We start from the raw sequence: 20,018 nt of genomic DNA on the forward strand, positions 1-20,018 counted from the left end.
AAAAAAGAACAAGCTTTGATGAATGTATATCATTCATTAATGAAAGATAAAGGAGAGGAATATGAAAAATAATAAAAAAGGATTATGGGGAATTATTGTTGCAATAGGGTTATTTTTACTTTCTAAGTTAAAGTGGGTATTTGCAATTTTTAAATTAGCAAAGTTTTCAACGGTATTTAGTATGTTTCTATCACTTGGTGCGTACGCAGTTATATATGGTTGGCAATTTGGGGTAGCGCTCATTTATTTGTTATTTATTCATGAAATGGGTCATTTATGGGCTGCGAAAAGAAAAGGTAAAAGGTATACCAACATCGCCAGCAATATTTATTCCATTTATGGGCGCTCTTATTGGGATGAAAGAGATGCCTAAAAATGCAAAAGATGAAGCATATATTGCCTATATGGGACCTCTTTTCGGATTACTTTCATTTTTACCGGCTATTCCACTTTATATGATAACGAAAGAGCCGTTTTGGGCGCTCATTATTTTACTCGGAAGTATGATTAATTTCTTTAATTTAATTCCGGTTTCTCCGTTAGACGGGGGACGGATTATTTCAGTTGTAAGTACGAAAATTTGGGGAGCGGGGCTTGTTTTACTACTTGGGTATTCAATTTATTTTAAAAGTATTTTGGGCGGATTTATTTTTATTATCGGCTGTATGGAATTGTATAGAGTAATAAAGAGAGATGAGCCAATTAAGGAATTAGGATATAAAATTGATGGAATGAAAGAATATGTTGCAAGGCTTGAAGAAGAGTTAAAAGAAACTGGTGCAGTGCATCGGAATATATATATGATGCAACATGAAATAAATGTATTAAGGCAAAAAGAAAGAGAGAAAGAATTAAAAACAGGAGAACTTCAAAAGATTGAAGTGTTAGAATATCTTTTACCAAAGTTTGAGCCACTTGATTACGTCCCATATGAAGATGAAAAAGAAACACATACAATTCATATACGAGAAGCATTTGAAATGTCAGAAAGAAAATTACAGGAATGGGATGCAGACAAGAGACAACAGGAAAACTATTACAAAGTGGATACGAAAACGAAATGGACAGCATTTGCTTGTTATATCGGATTAATGGCTATACTCGGTTACGCAGCTTATGAAGGGTATATGGTTTTACAAGAACATTTGCCAACGAGGAATGTATAGAAAAATATTGTTGAAATGATAAGCTAGTTAGCTTATTTTCTTTTGTAAGTGCAATGTTCATATATTTTTCACAAAAACACCGTGTTAATAGTGATTAAAATCACAATCTGTATTATACAATTCGGTTAAACTAAAAACAGTTAAGGAAATAGAGGAGTGGGATACAATGTTAAGTGAAAAAACAATTGAAATCGTAAAGTCAACAGTACCATTATTACAGGAAAAAGGCGTTGAAATTACAACGAGATTTTATGAAATTTTATTTTCGGAACATCCGGAGCTATTGAATATCTTCAATCATACAAATCAGAAAAAGGGAAGACAACAACAAGCGTTAGCGAATGCTGTTTATGCAGCTGCAACGTACATTGATAATTTAGAAGTTATTATTCCAGTTGTAAAACAAATTGGTCATAAGCATAGAAGTTTAGGTATTAAAGCAGAGCATTACCCGATTGTAGGTACATGTTTACTACGCGCAATTAAAGAGGTCGCAGGTGCACCTGATGAAGTTTTAAACGCATGGGGAGAAGCTTATGGTGTCATTGCTGATGCATTCATTAGTATTGAAGCAGAGATGTATGAAGAAGCGGCACATAAAGAAGGTGGATGGAAAGATTTCCGTAACTTTGTAGTTGTAAAAAAAGTGAAGGAAAGCGATGTTATTACGTCATTTTATTTGAAACCTGAAGATGGAGGGAAAGTTTCTTCATTCATCCCAGGACAATATGTAACGGTTCAAATCAATATTGAAGGTGAAACATATACACATAATCGTCAATATAGCTTATCAGATGCTCCTGGAAAAGAATATTATCGTATTAGTGTCAAGAAAGAAAAAGGTGTAGATACACCGGACGGTAAAGTATCTAATTACTTACATGATCATGTAAAAGAAGGCGATATGTTACCAGTAAGTGCACCAGCGGGAGATTTCGTATTAAATATGGATTCAACATTACCAGTTGTCCTAATTAGTGGTGGAGTAGGTATTACACCAATGATGAGTATGCTAAATACGTTAATTGAACAAGATTCAAAACGTAATGTATGTTTTGTTCATGCAGCACTAAATAGTAATACACATGCAATGAAAGAACACGTTGAGGCAGTAGATAATGAATACGAACAAGTGAAAGCATACACTTGCTATTCGGCGCCGACTGAAAAAGATCTGGAAATGAAAAACTTTGATAAAGAAGGTTTGATTGAAGCTGAATGGCTGCAAACGATTATTCCGACAACGGAAGCAGAATTTTATTTCTGTGGTCCAGTAGCATTTATGAAGCATATAAATGCTACATTAACTGATTTAGGTGTGAAACAAGAGCATATTCATTATGAATTTTTCGGTCCAGCAGCAAGCTTACAATAGATGGAGTTTGAAGAAGCAAAAAAACGAGGTATTATTTCACCTCGTTTTTTATTTGTTCTCGCAATAATCGATTTACCGTTTCGCGGCGTATACCGATGAGCTGACCAATTTCAGTTTGTGTTAATATTTCATATATAGGAATGTCACCTAAATATAGTGTGAACCATTCTTGTAAGCGATGAAGACGTTCTTTTGGAGAGACGGTCGTCAATTGGTCGATACGTTGCTGCATCATTCTTAATTTTGACTGTAATTGCATAGCGATATTTGCATATGATGCAGGATCCGCTTGAAGTTGATTGTACCACTCATTGCTAATTATAGGTTCAACTTCCGTTTTCATTAAAGCGATTGCTGTACCGTGATATTCCTTCGGTGAAATTAAGGAATGGTGAGGTATCGTTTCTCCTGGAACGATAATGTTAAATAGAAATGGTGTTCCATCTTCTTCTATCCTTACTACTTTTAATAAACCTGTTTTTATAAAATATAAAGGACCGTCCTCACCTTGACGGAATAGTACATCTCCTTTGTGTAGAATCAATGTTAGCCCCCCGTTTATTAAACATTTCTATTTTTTAGTGTATATGTATAAAGACAATATGCTATTTAAACAGCAATTTCATTGACGAAATATATGCTATTACAGTAGTATACTATTTAGTGTGTAATAGTACTAGCAATGAATACGCTGTAGGGGGTTTAGTATATTGTTAGATGCGATAAAAATGACGGATATGAGAATTCCGGCAAATGCCATCATTCATGTAGAAGAGATGAAAGGTGGAGTCGTGTTATCCGTTGAAGTGGATGGCCAAATTATTTATACGATGGCTTATGATGAAGAAACAGATAGTTATGCTGAATTGTATGATCGAAATGATAAGAGGGCGTGCCAAGTACATGAAGACTTTATGGGATGGTCACTTCTTCACTAAAAAGATGTCAATATGACATCTTTTTTTATTAAAACGATAGAATATACAAAGAAATGAAATATAAGGATAAAATTTGTAATAAATGATTTTGCATTGTTAGCACTTTGTAACTGCAAGTAAATTATTTTTTCGCTATCATAAAGGTAACAGTCGCAGTTATAGGAGTGGTCAACGTGAAGAAAGTACATATTTCCAATTACATGTTATTATGTGTTTGTTTAATTTTATTTGTTCTCTTAGGAGGATTTTTATATTCATGTGTATAAGAAAAAACGCATTCTAAAAAGAACACGTTATAAAAAAGAAGTAATGATTAATCTAGTCCCAAGAATAATTAATGTGATACGTAATAAATTAATTACGGCGTTACCGCTTAATTTTGTATTAATATATGCCCCGATTTTTCCACCAATCCATGCACCAGGAATAAGAATTAATGCGTAAATCCAGCTGACATTTCCAAGGGAGATGTGAGTTGCAGAACTTACAATTGCTGATAGAAATACGATAAACATCGAAGTTGCTACAGCAATATGTGCTGGGAATGCAAAAAGTAGCATCATTGCTGGAACAAGTAAAGCACCGCCCCCAATTCCAAATAACCCAGATATAAAACCAACTATAAAGGCGATAAAGATAGCGAGAAGCGGTGGGAATTGATAGTGTACAGTGTTTCCTTCGTTATCTGTAAAAGAGCGCTTGATTACAGTCATATTTGATAAAGAAAGGGGTTTTAATTTGTCTCGTAACATAAGAAGAATGGAGACAAAAATAAGAAAAATCCCAAAATATAAAGAAAATGTATCTTGGTTTAAAAATTTATTCGCCCACGAGCCGATGATACCACCAGGGCCACTCCCGATAAATAAAATAAGTCCACTTTTGTAATCTACTCGTTTATGCTTCATATAAGTAAGGGTGGAAGATAGTCCTGTAAAAACGACTGTTACCATTGAGGTTCCTACTGCAAGTTGTGGTGATAGGCTGTGTAATCCGATTAATAACGGAACAATAATAATTCCGCCGCCAAGTCCGACTAGACTCCCGACTGTCCCGGCGATTAGCCCGATGAAAAGTAACATGATGTATTCCAAAATTGCCAACTCCTCTATATAACTTATCCACCAATTATTATACACGCTTTTTCATGGGAAAAAGCTTTGTTCACAAAAAAGTCGTCTTCCTAGAAAAATAAGGAAGACGACTTTTAATTAAAAGATTAAGTGTAATAAAGAATAAAATAAAGCAGCTAAAGAAGCTGAAATAGGAAGTGTAATAACCCAAGTAATTAACATGCGTTTTGCAGTTCCCCATTTTACACCTTTCACACGATGAGAAGCACCAACCCCTAAAATAGAAGAAGAGATAACGTGCGTCGTACTAACTGGTAAGTGAATGAATGTTGCCCCGAAAATAACAAGAGATGATGATAAATCAGCAGCTACACCATTTACAGGACGAATTTTCATAATTTGTCCACCGACAGTTTTAATGATTTTCCATCCGCCGACAGAAGTACCAAGACCCATTGCAATGGCACAAGATAATTGTACCCAGAACGGGATATCGCTAGAAGTATGATAACTATTCGCCATAAGAGCCATTGTAATGATTCCCATTGCTTTTTGCGCATCATTCGTACCATGTGTATAAGCTTGTAATGCAGCAGTGAAAATCTGGAATATACGGAATTTTTTGTTCGTCTTCGTTAAATTAAAGTTTTTAAAGACGACTTTAAAAATACTGTATACGATATAACCAATAACAAATGCGATAATTGGTGAAATGATTAAAGCTTCAATAATTTTTATGAATCCTTTAAAGTTTAATGAACTAAAACCAGCAGCAGCGATAGCTGCACCTGCGATGGAGCCAATGATTGCATGCGAAGAACTACTTGGAATACCGTAGTACCAAGTAATCAAATTCCATGCTATTGCCGCAAGTAAAGCAGCTAAAATTACAAGAGAACCATTTTGTAAAGCGAACGGATCAACAATATCTTTCGTAATCGTTTTTGCTACACCTGTAAATGTCATCGCACCTAAAAAGTTCATAATAGCTGCCATAATAATTGCATGTCTAGGCTTTAGAGCTTTCGTTGAAACAGCCGTTGCAATAGCGTTTGCTGTATCGTGAAATCCATTAATAAAGTCAAAAGCTAAAGCGCAAATGACTACTAAAACGGTCAGTATCAAGAGTGTATCCATGATCAAACTCCTTACGCGTTCTTCATAATAATTGTTTCTAATACGTTTGCAACGCTTTGGCAGCTATCCGCTACTTCTTCAAGCTCTTCGTAAATCTCTTTGTATTGAATGATCTTAATTGGATCTTTTTCACGAGAGAATAAGTGCTTAATCGCGTGACGGCGAATATCATCACATTGTGATTCATAATCTTTAATCTTAATCGCATTTGTACGAATGTCGACTAATTTTTTGTTAGACATTAATTCAACAGAGTTTGCAATTTCAATCGCACATTGATTAATTGCTTCTACGAATTTAATCATGTATTCATCAGCTTCTGTAATAGAATACATTTCGAATAGACCAGCACTATGATCTAATCCGTCTAATACATCATCCATACTCATTGCAAGCTGTAGGATGTCCTCACGTTCAATAGGAGTAATAAACGCTTTGTTTAGCTCCATAATGATTTCGTGAATAAATGAGTCACCTTTTGACTCATACTCTTTCATGCGCATAGAAAACTCTTTTAAATCGCTAGCATTTTTAATTTTATACTCCACGAAAAACTGCGCGCCTTCTTTTAAATTTTCGGAAACATTCATTAACATTTCAGAAAATTTATCTTTTTTTGATTTAAAGACCATTATTAGTTACCCCCACAAAAGTAATATATGTAAAATATATTGGCTAGTCAATTCTAACAAAAAACTGTCGTTTTTTAAAACATTTTATCGAAAAGTTTACAAAAACTTAACATAACTCTTATTGTTGTATTAATAATATTAATAATCAATATTGAATATCTTACTTGTAGAATGTCCTTTTCTTGCAAAAAGTATGAATGTGAAAGAAAAGCTTTACACTACAGGAAAGACTACGTTATTATAATAAATTCAAAAGGAGGTATATTCTTCCTTTTGAAAAGAAGAGTGTAAACAAACGAAGGAAGTGAACGAATGAAATTGAAGAACACTCACTTAAAAAAAATGCAGGAGTGGTTCAACAAGAGGAAGAAGCTTCGTAATTCATTAATTGTATTAGGAAGTTTGCTCGCTACTCTATTTATTGCTATAAATATAATAATTTCTATTCAAGACATATCTGAATTAAAGCAGGCTGTTCCGCAGCCGACCTTAATTTATGATGCAAATAATGAAGTTGCGACTAAATTAGCTTCTTCTAAAACAGAAGGCGTAAAAAAGAAAGATATTCCTGATATTATGGTTCAGGCCATTGTTGCAGTAGAAGATAAGGAATTTTTTAACCATCACGGGATTTACTATAGTGGAATTATAAGTGCAGTTTTTAAAAATATTACAGCAGGAGAAGTTGTAGCAGGGGGAAGTACAATTACACAACAACTTGCGAAAAATGTATTTCTGACACAGGATCGCACATACTCTCGAAAAATTAAGGAATATTTTTTAACAAAAAAAATAGAGCGTACGTATACGAAAGATGAAATTATTGAAATGTATATGAACCAAATTTATTTTGGTGAAGGTGCTTGGGGTATAAAAAGGGCAGCTAAATCTTATTTTGATAAAGATGTAAAAGATTTAACAATTTCAGAAGCAGCAACGATTGCGGGCTTGATTAAAGCACCATCTGCGTATTCACCTTATAAAAACTTTAACAAGTCAATTGAAAGACGTAATGTCGTATTAAGTTTAATGAAAGAGCAAGGGTATATTTCGGACGAACAGTATAATAAAGAAAAAGAGAGTGGACTTGTGTTAAAACGTGGCGTTGATGATAAATACAAGGGAAAATACTCTCAATATGTAGACTATATTGTTAGAGAGGCGATGGACAAGTACGAATTAACACAAAATGAAATTTTAGCAGGTGGTTATCGTATTTATACAGAGCTTGACCCGAAAAAACAACAGGCCGTAGAAGACGTTGTGAATAATGATAGTTATTTCAAAGATAGTGGCTCAGACCAACTCATGCAAACGGGTGTAGTTCTTATGAATCCCAAAACAGGTGGTGTACCAGCTTTAGTTGGAGGCAGAGGGCCGTATCAGTTTTTACAGTTTAACCATGCAACCCAATTAAAAAGACAACCTGGCTCAACGTTAAAACCTTTGGCTGTATATGTACCAGCGTTAGAACAAGGATATGAAGTATACGATATATTAAAAGATGAACCATTTAACATTAAAGAATATAAACCACAAAATAGCGATCATACTTTTCACGGTGATGTAACAATGTATGAAGCCGTAGCAAAGTCGTATAATGTTTCAGCTGTGTGGCTATTAGAACAAATTGGATTAGATAAAGGATTGAAATCTTTAGAGCGATTTGGTATTCCATTAGTGCCAGAAGATCGTACGTATCCGATTGCTTTAGGCGGTATGCATGTGGGGACTTCTCCATTTGTAATGGCTCAAGCATACAGTACATTTGCAAATGACGGAGTCCAAGTGGAAGCTCATGCAATTAGGGAGATACAAAATGCTGAAGGTGAAACGCTTGGAAAGTGGTATAAGAAAGAGACACGAGTGACGAGCGAGAAAGTTTCTCAAAAAATGACATATTTATTAAAAGGTGTTGTCGAAAAGGGAACGGGCGAAAAGGCGAAAGTTAATAATGTTGATACGGCAGGTAAGACAGGAACTACTCAAATTGTAAATGGCCCGAGCACCGGTGCAAAGGATTCATGGTTTGTTGGATACACACCAGATTTGGTAGGTGCGATTTGGGTAGGATATGATAAAACCGATAGCGATCATTATGTTCCGGGTGGTAGTCAAATTACGACGACAATGTTCCGGGATATTATGAAAAAAGCGAACGCAAATCCAGCTCAAAAAGCATTTCAGTTATCGCTCATATCTGAGGCTGATTATAAAAAACAATTGACTACAATAGAAGAGGAAAAACGAAGAAAAGAAGAAGAGAAGAGAAGGAAAGAAGAGGAACAACAACGAAAACAAGAGCAACAAGAGTGGCTTGATAAAGTGAAAGAATGGATTCCTTCATTTTGGTAAAAGAAAGAGGCGAATAACGAAATTCGCCTCTTTTTTTGTATAAAAACAACATAAAATTTTAATCGATAGAGAGTTTTGTCTATCTTCATTAGCTATTAATCCATATCTATTGAGATACATGATATTACTCGTGAAGTATAATATTCGTACTGCCAAAGGATTCGGAATCGTATGTGACGATTATTTGGCCTTTACTAATAGGTTCGTAAGGTAATTCTTCTTCGTAATTACCGCTATTTTCATTGTGGATAGAAAGTGTAATTTCATCGACTTTTTTATTTGTATACTGATCTTTAATCGTTTCAGCAATTTGGAGTAACGCCTCGGAACTAGAAGCTTTCGTAATAAGCATCCCTTTTATAACTTTTTTTTCATTCTTTGTGGCATTGGAATAAGGGATGTTGCTTTGTTTCGTATATAGAAGTTTGTATGGAGCAGTTTTTCTCTCTGCTTTTGATATAGTGGAATATTTTAGAGTTAAAAAAAATCCTACACATAAAATAATGCATACCATAAGTGCAAGCCAAATGCGTATTAGTGACATAACTCTCATTTTCATCCCTCTTTCATATCTTTGACTTCACTATTTATCATACAAAATGAGGATTAAGATAGAGTAAATTTGAAGTAAAGAAACGTAAAGAAGGAGCACCTATCCTCCCAAATAAGTGCTCCTTTCTATATAAAGAGAGATTTAATGCACGGTTAAACAATACATACTATTATAAATATACTTATTGAGTGAAAATTAGTAAATTCGGAATACAGATAGTGTTGCAGTTGTATCGCCTGTGTTTGGAATAGAAATAGTGTTTGCTGTAGGTTGTACAGCAATCGTTGTACCAGCTTGTAAAGTAACGATTGTAGAGAAAGAAACAGCACTACCGATAACGTTAGTTGAGAAATTACGAGTAGGTGGTTGGCCATTGAACGAAATACCAAACCCAAACGGTGAAGATCCTGGGAAAGTTGTAGACGCTGAGAAACTAATATCATATACGCCTGTTTCTAAAATTGTTAAAGTATCTGAAGTATCGTTGAAAGCGATATTAGTTAATTCAAACACTTGGTTGAATTGGATGTTTGTTCCAGGGGATATAGTTTGTGGATTTGAGTTTCCGATTGCCGCGATCGTTACAGGAATTGGCGTACCCGCTGGTCCTGTTGCACCCGTAGCACCTGTTGCGCCTTGAGGTCCTTGAGCCCCGGTAGCACCAGTAGCCCCTGCTGGTCCTTGAGGTCCTTGAGGCCCGGTAGCGCCGGTAGCGCCCGCCGGTCCTTGAACGCCTTGAGGTCCTTGAGGCCCGGTAGCGCCGGTAGCCCCTGCAGGTCCTTGAACGCCTTGAGGTCCTTGAGGCCCGGTAGCGCCGGTAGCCCCTGCTGGTCCTTGAACACCTGCTGGTCCTTGAGCGCCTTGAGGCCCTTGAGGTCCAGTAGCGCCTTGAGCGCCTGCCGGTCCCTGAGGCCCAGTAGCACCTTGAGCACCCGCCGGTCCTTGAGGTCCAGTAGCACCTGTTGCGCCAGTAGCACCGGTAGCACCAGTTGCTCCTCCTCCTCCAAGGCATCCTGACCCGTATTGAACTAGGATAGCTTGGATCTCTGTTATGAGTTTAACTAGTTTGTCGGTCGTACAACAATCTACTTTGAATAACTTAGCGATATACAATAAATAATTAAGCAGGCTTTGTAGTTCAACGTACAACGCTCCGCATGAGAAAGGTGTTGTTCTTAAAATAGTTAATAGATTAGCAATGATAGAATTTCCAATTTGTTTTTGTGCTGGAGATAAATCTAAGCAATTGAGAAATTTTTGTAAGTTATTTAGGGCAGCGATTAAGTTATCGATATTATTTTGAGAAGGGTTTTGAAAGACAGCTTGAATAGCTTGGCCAAGAGCTTGAAGAAGTCTAACGAATTCTGTAAGTTCGGACTTAGAGATGTTAATATGACTACAAGCTCTGACTTCGCAACAGTCATTACCATAAAATACTTTTCCTTTATTTTTATTGTTCATCTTTTCATTCCTTTCTTTCATAGAATCAATAGTCATTACTATATATTAAAATGAAATTTATACTAAATCCGTGATGGACAAACTACCATTTCTAAAAAAATAAGAAATTGGCCCGCTTGGCAAACAAATAAGTAAGATATAGAGAAGGTTTCATATAATGTAAAGAAGAAAAGTTCAACATAAAAAACTGCATGTCGATTGTTAAGGGATTTAACAATTGACATGCAGTTCGTGGATTGGATTTTATTTGTCTTGATTTAATCTTTCAAGGGCTGTTTTAGGTAAGATTGGAATTGAAATAGTAAAAGTAGTACCATCTTCATTACTAGTCATTTTTAATGTACCGTTATGATTTTGAATAATTTTTTTCGTTACTGCCAAGCCGAGTCCTGTACCGGAATCTTTTGTTGAGAAGAATGGATCAAATATATATTCTTGAATCGCTGATGGAATACCAGTTCCATTATCAGTAAAAGTAATACGAACAAAATTATCTAGGCGGTAACTAGTAATTTGGATAGAAAGTTTTTTTTCTCCTTGAGCATCGACAGCGTTCTGGAATAAGTTTAAAAAAACTTGCACAAGTTCATGACGATCAATATGAACTAAAATATCATCTAATTCGGTAGAAAAATTATAATCAATTGAAATGTTATGTAAAAAGACTTCGCTAGCTAGTAACTGTTGAATATAATCACGTAAAAATGTATTAATTGGAAAGGGTTCTCTTGTAAATTCACGTGTTTTTGAAATAGATAAAAATTTTGTAATGATACTATTTGCGCGATCTAATTCAGGAATAAGTAAGTTTTTAAATAGTTCTTTATTAGATGGAGAAACAGTTTCTTGTAAAAATTGTAAATAACCTCGTACGGTTGTAAGAGGGTTACGTACTTCATGTGCAATACCAGCTGCAATTCGCCCTGCTAACGAAAATTTTTCTGCATCACGTTCTGTGTTTAAATAATGAAAGACACTAATAACTCTAAAAATTTCTCCGTTATAATCACGAATAATCCGGTTATTTAAAATGCCATAGTTTTTGTCTAAAACTTCTTCATTATATATTTCTGTGCCTGTTCTTAATGTTTCAAGAGCTTTAATTTTTTCTTCAGGTAATTTTAGTAATTGTTGAATTGGTTTTCCGATTATATCATTTCGTACTACACCAAAATCATCTGCCGCAGCCTGATTACATAAAGTTATATTTCCTTTATTATCAACAAAGGTTACATGATGTGAAAAAGCATCAAAAATATGAACAAAGTATGTTTCAAGTTGTTTAAATAAAAATAATGAATCGCAAGTAAGCTGAAAATCAGCCTCTTTATTCTCTTTTTGTATGTTTTGAATAGAATGAGTTGATCTCGTTTTCTTTATTTGTAAACCAATCTGTGGATTTTTATATGTGAAATGATGTGGTAATTGATTCACAAGTTCTTCATAAAAACGTACTTTATTTTCTAATTCTTCTATTCGTTTTTCATGACACACAATATCATCTTTTGGAAGCATAAATAAATAACCCCTCAATTTAAAAATTCTTCCATCTAGTATATCATATTTTTATACGGATACTCTTAAAGAAGGGACTACTTAATGAAATTGATTGGTCGAAGTGTTCAGGAAGTGAGTAGAATAGATAGTAGGTGAAGTTAAAAAGGGAGGAATATATTTGCTTTTCATTGGAGTAACAGGGTGGGGAGATCATGATTCTTTATATATAGACCCCTATGAAAATAGAAATAAATTACGAACATATAGTGAGCATTTCCCTATAGTAGAAGTGGATAGTTCATTTTATGCGATGCAACCTGCACGAAACTATACGAAATGGGCAATGGAAACACCGAAAGATTTTTCTTTTATCGTCAAAGCATATCAAGGAATGACAGGACATATGAAAGGTGAAATTCCTTTTTCTACGTTCGATGAGATGTTTGATGTATATAAACAATCTATTTTTCCTTTAATTGAAGCTGGTAAATTAAAAACGATTTTATTTCAATATCCACCATGGTTTGATTGTAAAAAGAAAAATGTAGATTTTCTCCGATATACGAAAGAAAAAATGGAAGGTTTTCCGTGTGCAATAGAATTTCGAAATCAAACATGGTTTTATCCAGAAATGAGAGATAAGACGTTAAAGTTTCTAGAGCAAGAGAAATGGATTCATACAATTTGTGATGAGCCACAGGCAGGGATGGGTTCGGTACCACTCGTATTAGAAGTAACGAATGCAGAGATGGTGTTAATACGTTTTCATGGCCGAAATGTTCATGGCTGGCTTGATAAAGGGGAAAATTGGAGAGCGGTTCGTTGCTTATATCGCTACAATAATAAAGAATTAGAAGAATGGGTAGAAAGATTAGAACAATTAAAAAAGAAGACAAAGGACATATACGTACTATTTAACAATAATTCAGGTGGAGATGCGGCTGATAATGCGAAACAGCTTATGAAAATGATGAACATTACATATGGTGAGCCAAAGCCTGAGCAATTAAATTTGTTTGAGTGATAATAAACAAGAAAGGCACTGTACAAACAGGGGGAATGTACAGTGCCTTTCTATATGAAAAAGAGGGGTAACAATGTTACTGAGCGTTTGGTTGATTCATCAATTGTTGGCTTCGTAATAAATGATAATGGTTATCATTATCATTGTCAATGGTTTTCCTGAAAATAAATAAAAAAATTTTTATGAGGTAGTAATGATAGGGAGATCCCTAATAGAAGTTTGGCTAAAGTAAGGAATTGTTTCGAGATAGATTTCCGGCAAACCCCTGATAAAGTATAAAAAAAGAACAGCAATTAATGCTGTTCTTTGCTAGTGATGAATTGTTGTAAATCAAAAGGAGTTATCGCTTGGATAAATTCTTTTGAGATAAGTGTTTGAACAAGAGTACTCTCAGAAATAGAAGCACCTGTTTTCTTTTCATAAGCTTGTTTTAATAAATCAAGTTTTTCAGCCGTTTCTTTCGGTAATTCAATTGTTAAAGTGTTCATAATTTCTCCCCCTTACTATTAGAGTACCACTACAATATAGGAGAGACAAGAAAAGAGAATGTGAAACATAAAAAAGGTTACCATTTATAAATGGTAACCTTTTTTATGTATAAGAGTTATTAAGCAATACCGATATACTTTAAAGTTTTTGATGGAGTACTATGATCAAAGAAGTGTTGTAAAAATGCGATATCAACACCTGATTTGTATGCACAATATCCCCAAGTTTTTCGAAGTGTATGTGAGCTAATCCCTTCTAATCCAACTTCTTTTGCAGCTTTGTTTAAAATGTACCACGCATGTTGTCTCGTAATAGATTTTGTTCCTTTTTGAGACTTTAACAATGGTTCATTACGTTTCCAAGTTTTACGTTCTTTCATATAGTCTTCGATCGCGTGCTGTAAGTCTTCATTTACAGCGAACCATTTATGTTTCTTTACTTTTTCATTGTAAAATAAAATGGAATGGCGAACATTTTCATTTTCATCGATTACATCACTAACTTTTAATTGTAAGATTTCGCTTACTTTTAAGCCAGAATTTACAGCTAATACGAATAATAAGCCATCACGTTTCGAAGATTGTAAAAGTATATTTTTGATAGTTTCTAATTGTTTTTCGTTTTGAATAGGTTGTCCTGCTTGTTTCATTTCACGCACTCTCCTCTTTTATATGTGTAAAGGAAAGGATTAACTTGTTTCTTACTATAAAGGGAGAGTGTGAATTTCATGTGAACTCCTAGTGAAATTAAGACAAATTATTTGACTTCTTTTACTTTTTGTAAATTAAAGTAGAATACAACACTATTAGTCGTATTATATACACCGTACTCGGCATGGTGGAGGTCTAAAATATTTTTAACAATAGATAATCCAAGACCAGTACCACCAGTATGACGGCTACGCGATGCATCTAAACGATAGAAACGATCCCAAATTTTTTCAAGACTTTCTTCTGGAATAGGGTTTCCTGTGTTTTCGATTTCAACTTTTACTGTATCTTCCATTTCCATAACGGAGACTTGTATTTTTTCTCCATCTGGTGTATAGCGAATTGCATTGCTAAGTAAATTCACAACTACTTGTTCAATACGACTACGATTCGCTTTCACAAATATAGAAGGGTCTACATCTATATTCACTTGTAAATGCTTTTCCTCCATGCTAAATAATAACTTTGTATAGACTTGTTGAATTAATTCACCGATTGAGAACGTCGTCATATCTAATTTGTACGTACCTGATTCTAATTTTGCTAATTCTAACATTTCAACAATAAGTCTGTTCATATTTTCAGTTTCTTCTAAAATAACATCTGTGTAATACGTCGTATCTTTACTAACGCCATCTTTAATTCCCTCAGCGAAACTTCTAATTACACTGAGCGGTGTTTTTAATTCGTGTGATACACCAGAAATGAATTCTTTTCGCGTTTTTTCTAATTGACGTTCACGTTCAATATCTTGTTGTAATTTTGTATTGGCAACATTTAATCGATCGATTCGGTCTTTTAAATTTACAGATAACGTATTAATACTACCGGAAAGCCCTCCAATTTCATCGTCTGCTGTTACAGGTAATTTTTCGCTAAAATCAAAATTGGCCATTTTCTTTGTAACGCGATTCATTTTAATTAATGGTTTCACAATGATTTTTGAGTAGTAGAAGGATAACAAAATAATTACGAGAAATACGATGATTAAGGCATAGACATAATAATCTTTCAAAACGAGCATCGCTTCATTAACAGGTTGCAAAGATGCTATCGCAAAAGCATATTCTGTAATCTCTCCATTTTCTATAATAGGTTTTACAAAGATACTATTCTTTATATTCTCCCCGCTATCTATTATATAAGTGTTTAATTGCTGCGAGTTAGCAGTGCCATTTCTAATAAGCTCTGCAAAATATTGAACGGCTTGCAATGTTTCAATATCATTTGCAAGACGAACCTCCGCTTTCGATGGAAGCTGTAATTTAGAGATCGTACCAGTAAACTCAATTTGAGTAACAGTTTTGTATCGGTTTGTAAGTCTATTTTTAGAAGGGTTACCATTAATAGATGAAAAATCTGAATTGGTATATTCGTTTTGCCATCGATTATAATTTGTTGTCAATTTTATTGGTGTTATTGTTTTGTTTTGTAGCAAACCGACGACGTTTATCACATCGTCTTTTTTCAATCCTAAGTTTTCGAATTTCTTATATTCTTCGGGTGTTAAAAGATTATTGAGAGGAATAGAATATGTCTCATTATTTTTAGGATTAAATACATCAATATAGTAATTGTTGTCGCTTTTAATAATGCCATTCGTATTTAAAAATTGCATGTCAGCATTTGTTTTATCATGAAATTCTTGTTTTAGTTTTCGAATTTCTTCATAAGTTTTCCCACTTTTTTCGTACGTATCTACGAACTTTTCAAAAGCAGTTTGAACTGTTTTTACTTTTTTATTAATATAAAATTTCTCTAAAAATAGAGATTGTCCTAGGAAAAATAGGAGGAATATGATTGTAAATAATGTTGATGTTAATAGAAATAGTTTAAAGACGATACTTCTGTTTTTCACTGCGTCACCTCTTGTGAGAAATACTGTAAATGGTTTCTTTATTATAACAAACGTTACAAAAAAGTAGAGGAGAAAATCTGTCTCTTCTGGAAGTAGTTTTTAATAAAAAGTCACATAAAAAGAACTCGACAGACGTATGACGAGTTCTTTAATGTATTATTGTTGAATTGCTGCATCTAAAGCGATTTCAATCATTTCGTTAAATGTAGTTTGACGCTCTTCAGATGTTGTTTCTTCACCAGTGAAGATGTGATCGCTTACTGTTAAGACAGATAATGCATTTACACCGTATTTCGCTGCTAATGTGTAAAGCGCAGTTGTTTCCATTTCTACTGCTAGTACACCGTAATCTCCAAGCTTTTTAACCATGTCCATGCTTTCGCGGTAAAATACATCTGCTGTTAAAACGTTACCAACACGAACGTGTAGGCCTTTTTCAGTTCCAGCATCGTAAGCTTTCTTTAGAAGATCGAAGTTTGCAGCTGGTGCAAAATCAAATCCTGGGAATGTTAAACGGTTCATATTAGAATCCGTACAAGCTGTCATTGCAATAATAACGTCACGTACTTTTACGTCTTTTTGAATGGCACCGCAAGTTCCAACGCGAATTAAATTTTTAACTCCGTAGCTTTGGATTAATTCGTTTACATAAATAGAAATAGAAGGAACACCCATACCTGTACCTTGCACAGATACACGTTTTCCTTTATAAGTTCCAGTGAAACCTAACATACCACGCACGTTATTATAGCAAGTAACGTCCTCTAGAAATGTTTCAGCAATATATTTTGCACGCAATGGATCACCAGGTAATAGAATAGATTCAGCAATTTCGCCTTGTTTTGCTTCAATATGTACACTCATGAAAAGTCCTCCTTATAATGTATTGATAGAAATCAATATCATTTGCATTATACACTACGAATCCTTTTAATTAAAATCTTTTTATCCTTTTCGGCAAGAAGACTCCATCTGATTTGTGTTACGGGTGAAACCCAACAATTCAGGTGGAGATGAATTGCCGTCAGTCAATAAGGCTGAACTCTTTTGTTTCGCTTATAACAATTTTCCCAGGGGGAATGTTTGTTTCTTTTTGTCTTACAATATGTCGGAAATAAGGAGGGAATATATCTTAAGATAACGAAATTGGATAATTATAATCGTTTTGTTACTTACACCAAAAGGAATGAATAAGTTAATTCTTTAAGAAAGGTGGTGAAAACAATGGCTAAAAAGAAAGCAGTGAAAGTATTATGGAAACAAAAGAAAAGAGAAACGCTGCGACGTTTCACGCAAAAGCAAAATATCGGACGAGCTTGCCTGACTGCACAAGAATTTCGTTTACTTCAGCGCATGTCACACAGTTCAAAGGCATTGCGAAATGTTGGGTTGTACACGATGAAACAAAGTTATTTGAACCACAATAAAATGGCTACTGTAAAAGAAGTGGACACTGCCATGCAAGCCGATATGAACTACTGGGGTATTCAATCAAACTCTGTTCAAGCGATTCGTAGAGCCTTGTTTACAGAAGTGAAGAGCTTTTTTAAAGCATTGGAACAGTGGAAGGAAAATCCTGAGAAGTTCACAGGTCGTCCGAAGTTTCCAAATTATTCTCATTCCACCGACAAACGAATTATTGAAATCTATCAAGTTCCAAAAGTGGATGAGAACGGGTTTTGGATGATTCCGATGAGTGTTGCATTCAGAAAAAAATTCGGTTCCATTAAAATACGTATGCCTAAAAACTTAAGAAATAAAAACATCTCCTACATTGAGATTGTACCGAAGCAAAAAGGTCGGTTCTTTGAAGTGCATTACACATATGAAATGCACGTTTCTCAAATGAAGAAACAACCCATGACTACGAGTAACGCTTTAGGTTGCGATTTAGGTGTAGACAGATTAGTAAGTTGCGTGACCAATACAGGTGATGCCTTCTTAATTGATGGAAAAAAACTAAAATCCATTAACCAGTACTTCAACAAAACGATACGTAATCTACAACAAAAAAATGTGGAAAATGGACTTTCAAAACGAATTGTAACGAACAAAATCGCTGCACTTTGGCATAAACGAGAACGACAAATACATGGTTACATTGCACAAACGGTAGGTTTGTTGTTCAAAAAAGTGAAAGAATTCGATATAGATACGATTGTTGTAGGGTATAACGCTGGTTGGAAACAAAACTCTCATATGGGGAAAAAGAATAATCAAAAGTTTGTTCAAATCCCGTTCCATAAACTGATTGCAGCAATTGAGAATAAATGTATAAAAGAAGGTATCCGATTTTTCAAACAAGAAGAAAGCTATACTTCAAAAGCCAGTTTCCTAGACAAAGATCCGGTTCCAGTTTGGTCTAAGGATGATAGGACGCAGTATCGCTTTAGCGGCAAACGAATTACTCGTGGTCTGTATCAAAGTAAAGCAGGAACATGTATTCATGCGGATATTAATGGTGCGCTGAATACATTGCAAAAATCACAAGTTGTAGAATTGGATGGCAATCTCAAAGTAAAAACGCCGATTCTATTAGAAGTGCAAAAACGGAAGGCTGTTGCTTCGCGCATAGCTTAGTGGGTGTGTCAACCATCCATGTGTACCCGACTTGTCGGGGCTTGTAGTACACGCCAGATTCATCTGAGTGGTGGCTTCTTTCATAAGGAAGAACTGCTCTTTTTCGAAAGGGTGGTGCAAGTGGGAAAACGATCGTTCGTTGCCAGTACCAACCAAAAACATACTTGGGGTGTTACCATAAGGTAGCATGGATGCTAGAGCGTCAACCGTCTAGCGATAGATGAAAAGACCTAGTGTTCTAACTCAAGCCCCCACTGAAATGTTTTATCTCAGTGGGGGTAGTTGACTATTTGTAATATGTGCAAAACAGAAGGATTTCATAAATTGTCATCTAGAATATATATGTAAGAAGTTTTGTATGAATAGAGACTATAAAAATGGTAGGTGATGTTTTGAAAAATCTTGTCATTGGACTCGTTGCTTTGCTATTTGTTGTAGTAGGCGGATTTTACATAAAAAAGTATCAAGAAACTACAGAGACTGTAGGTGATGTTCAGGAAGTAAAATGGGATGTGTCAAATGGAAAAGGAAATGAGAAAGCAGATATTGTGTTTCAATTATTAAATAATAAAAGTAGCGAAGTGCGTGGTGTGAATGATCAAATTCGGGCAGTTATTGTAGACGGACAATTAAAACATGTACAACAAATGAAACCTACATTCGCAGGAAATGGATCATATAAGGTATCTTCTAAAATAGCGAAAGATGAAGGATATACAATATTTTTATATGAAGACAAAAATAAGTCTGTGCAATCATTTGCGAAGAAAGATTTTGGGAAGGAAATAGAGGAGAAAAATAAGAAAAAAGTAAAATTTCCAATCGATAGTGTACTTACAAAAAAAATAGGGGAGTATGAAGTTTCTCTTTTATTCGGTGCACTGCATCCGAATGAGCCAGTGACGTTAACATTTCAATTTCAAGCGAAAAAGGGTGAAAAATTGAAATTACATTCAGAGAGAGGAGAAGTGGAGGCGCTCTATATTGTGGACGAAACGAGAGAAAATTTTTTATATGCAATCCCTGTTGATACAGATGGACAATTACAATACCGTATTACATTTCCTGCTGAAGGAACGTACAAAATATGGGGAGATTTCTATATAAATGGTAAGAAATATGAAAAAGAATTTATTGTACAAGTTCAAAAAAGAAAAAACAGCTAACTAT

General features: G+C 34.7%; 17 protein-coding genes and 1 pseudogene. 7 read left to right on the plus strand and 11 right to left on the minus strand.

Annotated elements, in window-relative coordinates; all coding sequences use genetic code 11:
• Positions 1–61 precede the first annotated feature (61 nt).
• Both PDQ68_RS07205 and hmpA read left to right on the plus strand, forming a co-directional pair.
• A pseudogene (locus PDQ68_RS07205) lies at positions 62–1,166 on the plus strand (site-2 protease family protein).
• 166 nt (positions 1,167–1,332) lie between these two features.
• Entirely contained in the window at positions 1,333–2,541 is a 1,209-nt protein-coding gene (gene hmpA, locus PDQ68_RS07210; protein WP_000947720.1) for an NO-inducible flavohemoprotein, read from the plus strand.
• Positions 2,542–2,572: 31 nt separating this feature from the next.
• On the opposite strand, the gene PDQ68_RS07215 is transcribed toward hmpA, so the two are convergent.
• Positions 2,573–3,085: a Crp/Fnr family transcriptional regulator gene (locus PDQ68_RS07215; RefSeq protein WP_000600575.1), complete on the minus strand. Its 513-nt coding sequence runs from the start codon at positions 3,083–3,085 to the stop codon at positions 2,573–2,575.
• A gap of 166 nt (positions 3,086–3,251) precedes the next feature.
• Here PDQ68_RS07215 and PDQ68_RS07220 point away from each other — a divergent pair, with 166 nt between their 5' ends.
• Positions 3,252–3,479: a hypothetical protein gene (locus PDQ68_RS07220; protein ID WP_000882907.1), complete on the plus strand. Its 228-nt coding sequence runs from the start codon at positions 3,252–3,254 to the stop codon at positions 3,477–3,479.
• A 293-nt stretch (positions 3,480–3,772) separates the two neighbouring features.
• Here PDQ68_RS07220 and PDQ68_RS07225 read toward each other — a convergent pair whose 3' ends face one another.
• The 3 genes from PDQ68_RS07225 to PDQ68_RS07235 all read right to left on the minus strand — a co-directional run bounded on the left by PDQ68_RS07225 (position 3,773) and on the right by PDQ68_RS07235 (position 6,321).
• Entirely contained in the window at positions 3,773–4,573 is an 801-nt protein-coding gene (locus PDQ68_RS07225; RefSeq protein ID WP_000455758.1) for a sulfite exporter TauE/SafE family protein, read from the minus strand.
• A 117-nt stretch (positions 4,574–4,690) separates the two neighbouring features.
• Complete coding sequence (locus tag PDQ68_RS07230) at positions 4,691–5,689, minus strand: inorganic phosphate transporter (protein WP_061183999.1); 999 nt, start codon at positions 5,687–5,689, stop codon at positions 4,691–4,693.
• 11 nt (positions 5,690–5,700) lie between these two features.
• The gene (locus tag PDQ68_RS07235) at positions 5,701–6,321 is read right to left on the minus strand and encodes a DUF47 domain-containing protein (RefSeq protein WP_000231448.1); all 621 of its coding nucleotides are present in this window, start codon (positions 6,319–6,321) and stop codon (positions 5,701–5,703) included.
• Positions 6,322–6,633: 312 nt separating this feature from the next.
• Between PDQ68_RS07235 and PDQ68_RS07240 the strand changes: the two genes are divergently transcribed.
• Positions 6,634–8,676: a transglycosylase domain-containing protein gene (locus tag PDQ68_RS07240; protein WP_000769283.1), complete on the plus strand. Its 2,043-nt coding sequence runs from the start codon at positions 6,634–6,636 to the stop codon at positions 8,674–8,676.
• Positions 8,677–8,800: 124 nt separating this feature from the next.
• On the opposite strand, the gene PDQ68_RS07245 is transcribed toward PDQ68_RS07240, so the two are convergent.
• The 3 genes from PDQ68_RS07245 to PDQ68_RS07255 all read right to left on the minus strand — a co-directional run bounded on the left by PDQ68_RS07245 (position 8,801) and on the right by PDQ68_RS07255 (position 12,205).
• Positions 8,801–9,229 carry a hypothetical protein gene (locus PDQ68_RS07245; RefSeq protein ID WP_061184000.1) on the minus strand — a complete coding sequence of 143 codons (429 nt, stop codon included), beginning with the start codon at positions 9,227–9,229 and terminating at the stop codon, positions 8,801–8,803.
• Positions 9,230–9,424: 195 nt separating this feature from the next.
• Positions 9,425–10,690, minus strand: coding sequence for a Gly-Xaa-Xaa repeat protein (locus tag PDQ68_RS07250; protein WP_270786644.1), 1,266 nt, complete (start codon positions 10,688–10,690; stop codon positions 9,425–9,427).
• 243 nt (positions 10,691–10,933) lie between these two features.
• A complete protein-coding gene (locus tag PDQ68_RS07255) occupies positions 10,934–12,205 on the minus strand; it encodes an ATP-binding protein (protein ID WP_016716999.1) in 1,272 nt (423 codons plus the stop codon).
• Positions 12,206–12,365: 160 nt separating this feature from the next.
• On the opposite strand from PDQ68_RS07255, the gene PDQ68_RS07260 reads away from it, so the two are divergent.
• Positions 12,366–13,211: a DUF72 domain-containing protein gene (locus PDQ68_RS07260; protein ID WP_016717000.1), complete on the plus strand. Its 846-nt coding sequence runs from the start codon at positions 12,366–12,368 to the stop codon at positions 13,209–13,211.
• 293 nt (positions 13,212–13,504) lie between these two features.
• On the opposite strand, the gene PDQ68_RS07265 is transcribed toward PDQ68_RS07260, so the two are convergent.
• The 4 genes from PDQ68_RS07265 to deoD all read right to left on the minus strand — a co-directional run bounded on the left by PDQ68_RS07265 (position 13,505) and on the right by deoD (position 17,132).
• Positions 13,505–13,699, minus strand: coding sequence for a DUF3924 family protein (locus PDQ68_RS07265; RefSeq protein ID WP_001094859.1), 195 nt, complete (start codon positions 13,697–13,699; stop codon positions 13,505–13,507).
• 119 nt (positions 13,700–13,818) lie between these two features.
• Positions 13,819–14,349 (minus strand): tyrosine-type recombinase/integrase, encoded by a 531-nt coding sequence (locus PDQ68_RS07270; protein WP_000806236.1) that lies wholly within the window; start codon positions 14,347–14,349, stop codon positions 13,819–13,821.
• Positions 14,350–14,456: 107 nt separating this feature from the next.
• The gene (locus tag PDQ68_RS07275; RefSeq protein ID WP_000797531.1) at positions 14,457–16,268 is read right to left on the minus strand and encodes a sensor histidine kinase; all 1,812 of its coding nucleotides are present in this window, start codon (positions 16,266–16,268) and stop codon (positions 14,457–14,459) included.
• A gap of 156 nt (positions 16,269–16,424) precedes the next feature.
• On the minus strand, positions 16,425–17,132 hold the full coding sequence (deoD, locus tag PDQ68_RS07280; protein ID WP_000110707.1) for a purine-nucleoside phosphorylase: 708 nt from the start codon (positions 17,130–17,132) through the stop codon (positions 16,425–16,427).
• Positions 17,133–17,492: 360 nt separating this feature from the next.
• On the opposite strand from deoD, the gene PDQ68_RS07285 reads away from it, so the two are divergent.
• Both PDQ68_RS07285 and PDQ68_RS07290 read left to right on the plus strand, forming a co-directional pair.
• Positions 17,493–18,848, plus strand: a complete 1,356-nt coding sequence (locus PDQ68_RS07285) for an RNA-guided endonuclease TnpB family protein (protein WP_016717002.1) — start codon at positions 17,493–17,495, stop codon at positions 18,846–18,848.
• Positions 18,849–19,225: 377 nt separating this feature from the next.
• Complete coding sequence (locus tag PDQ68_RS07290; protein WP_041184453.1) at positions 19,226–20,014, plus strand: hypothetical protein; 789 nt, start codon at positions 19,226–19,228, stop codon at positions 20,012–20,014.
• Positions 20,015–20,018: the final 4 nt, after the last annotated feature.

The sequence above is a fragment of the Bacillus cereus group sp. Bc010 genome (assembly GCF_027716745.1).
Lineage (GTDB): Bacteria > Bacillota > Bacilli > Bacillales > Bacillaceae_G > Bacillus_A > Bacillus_A pacificus.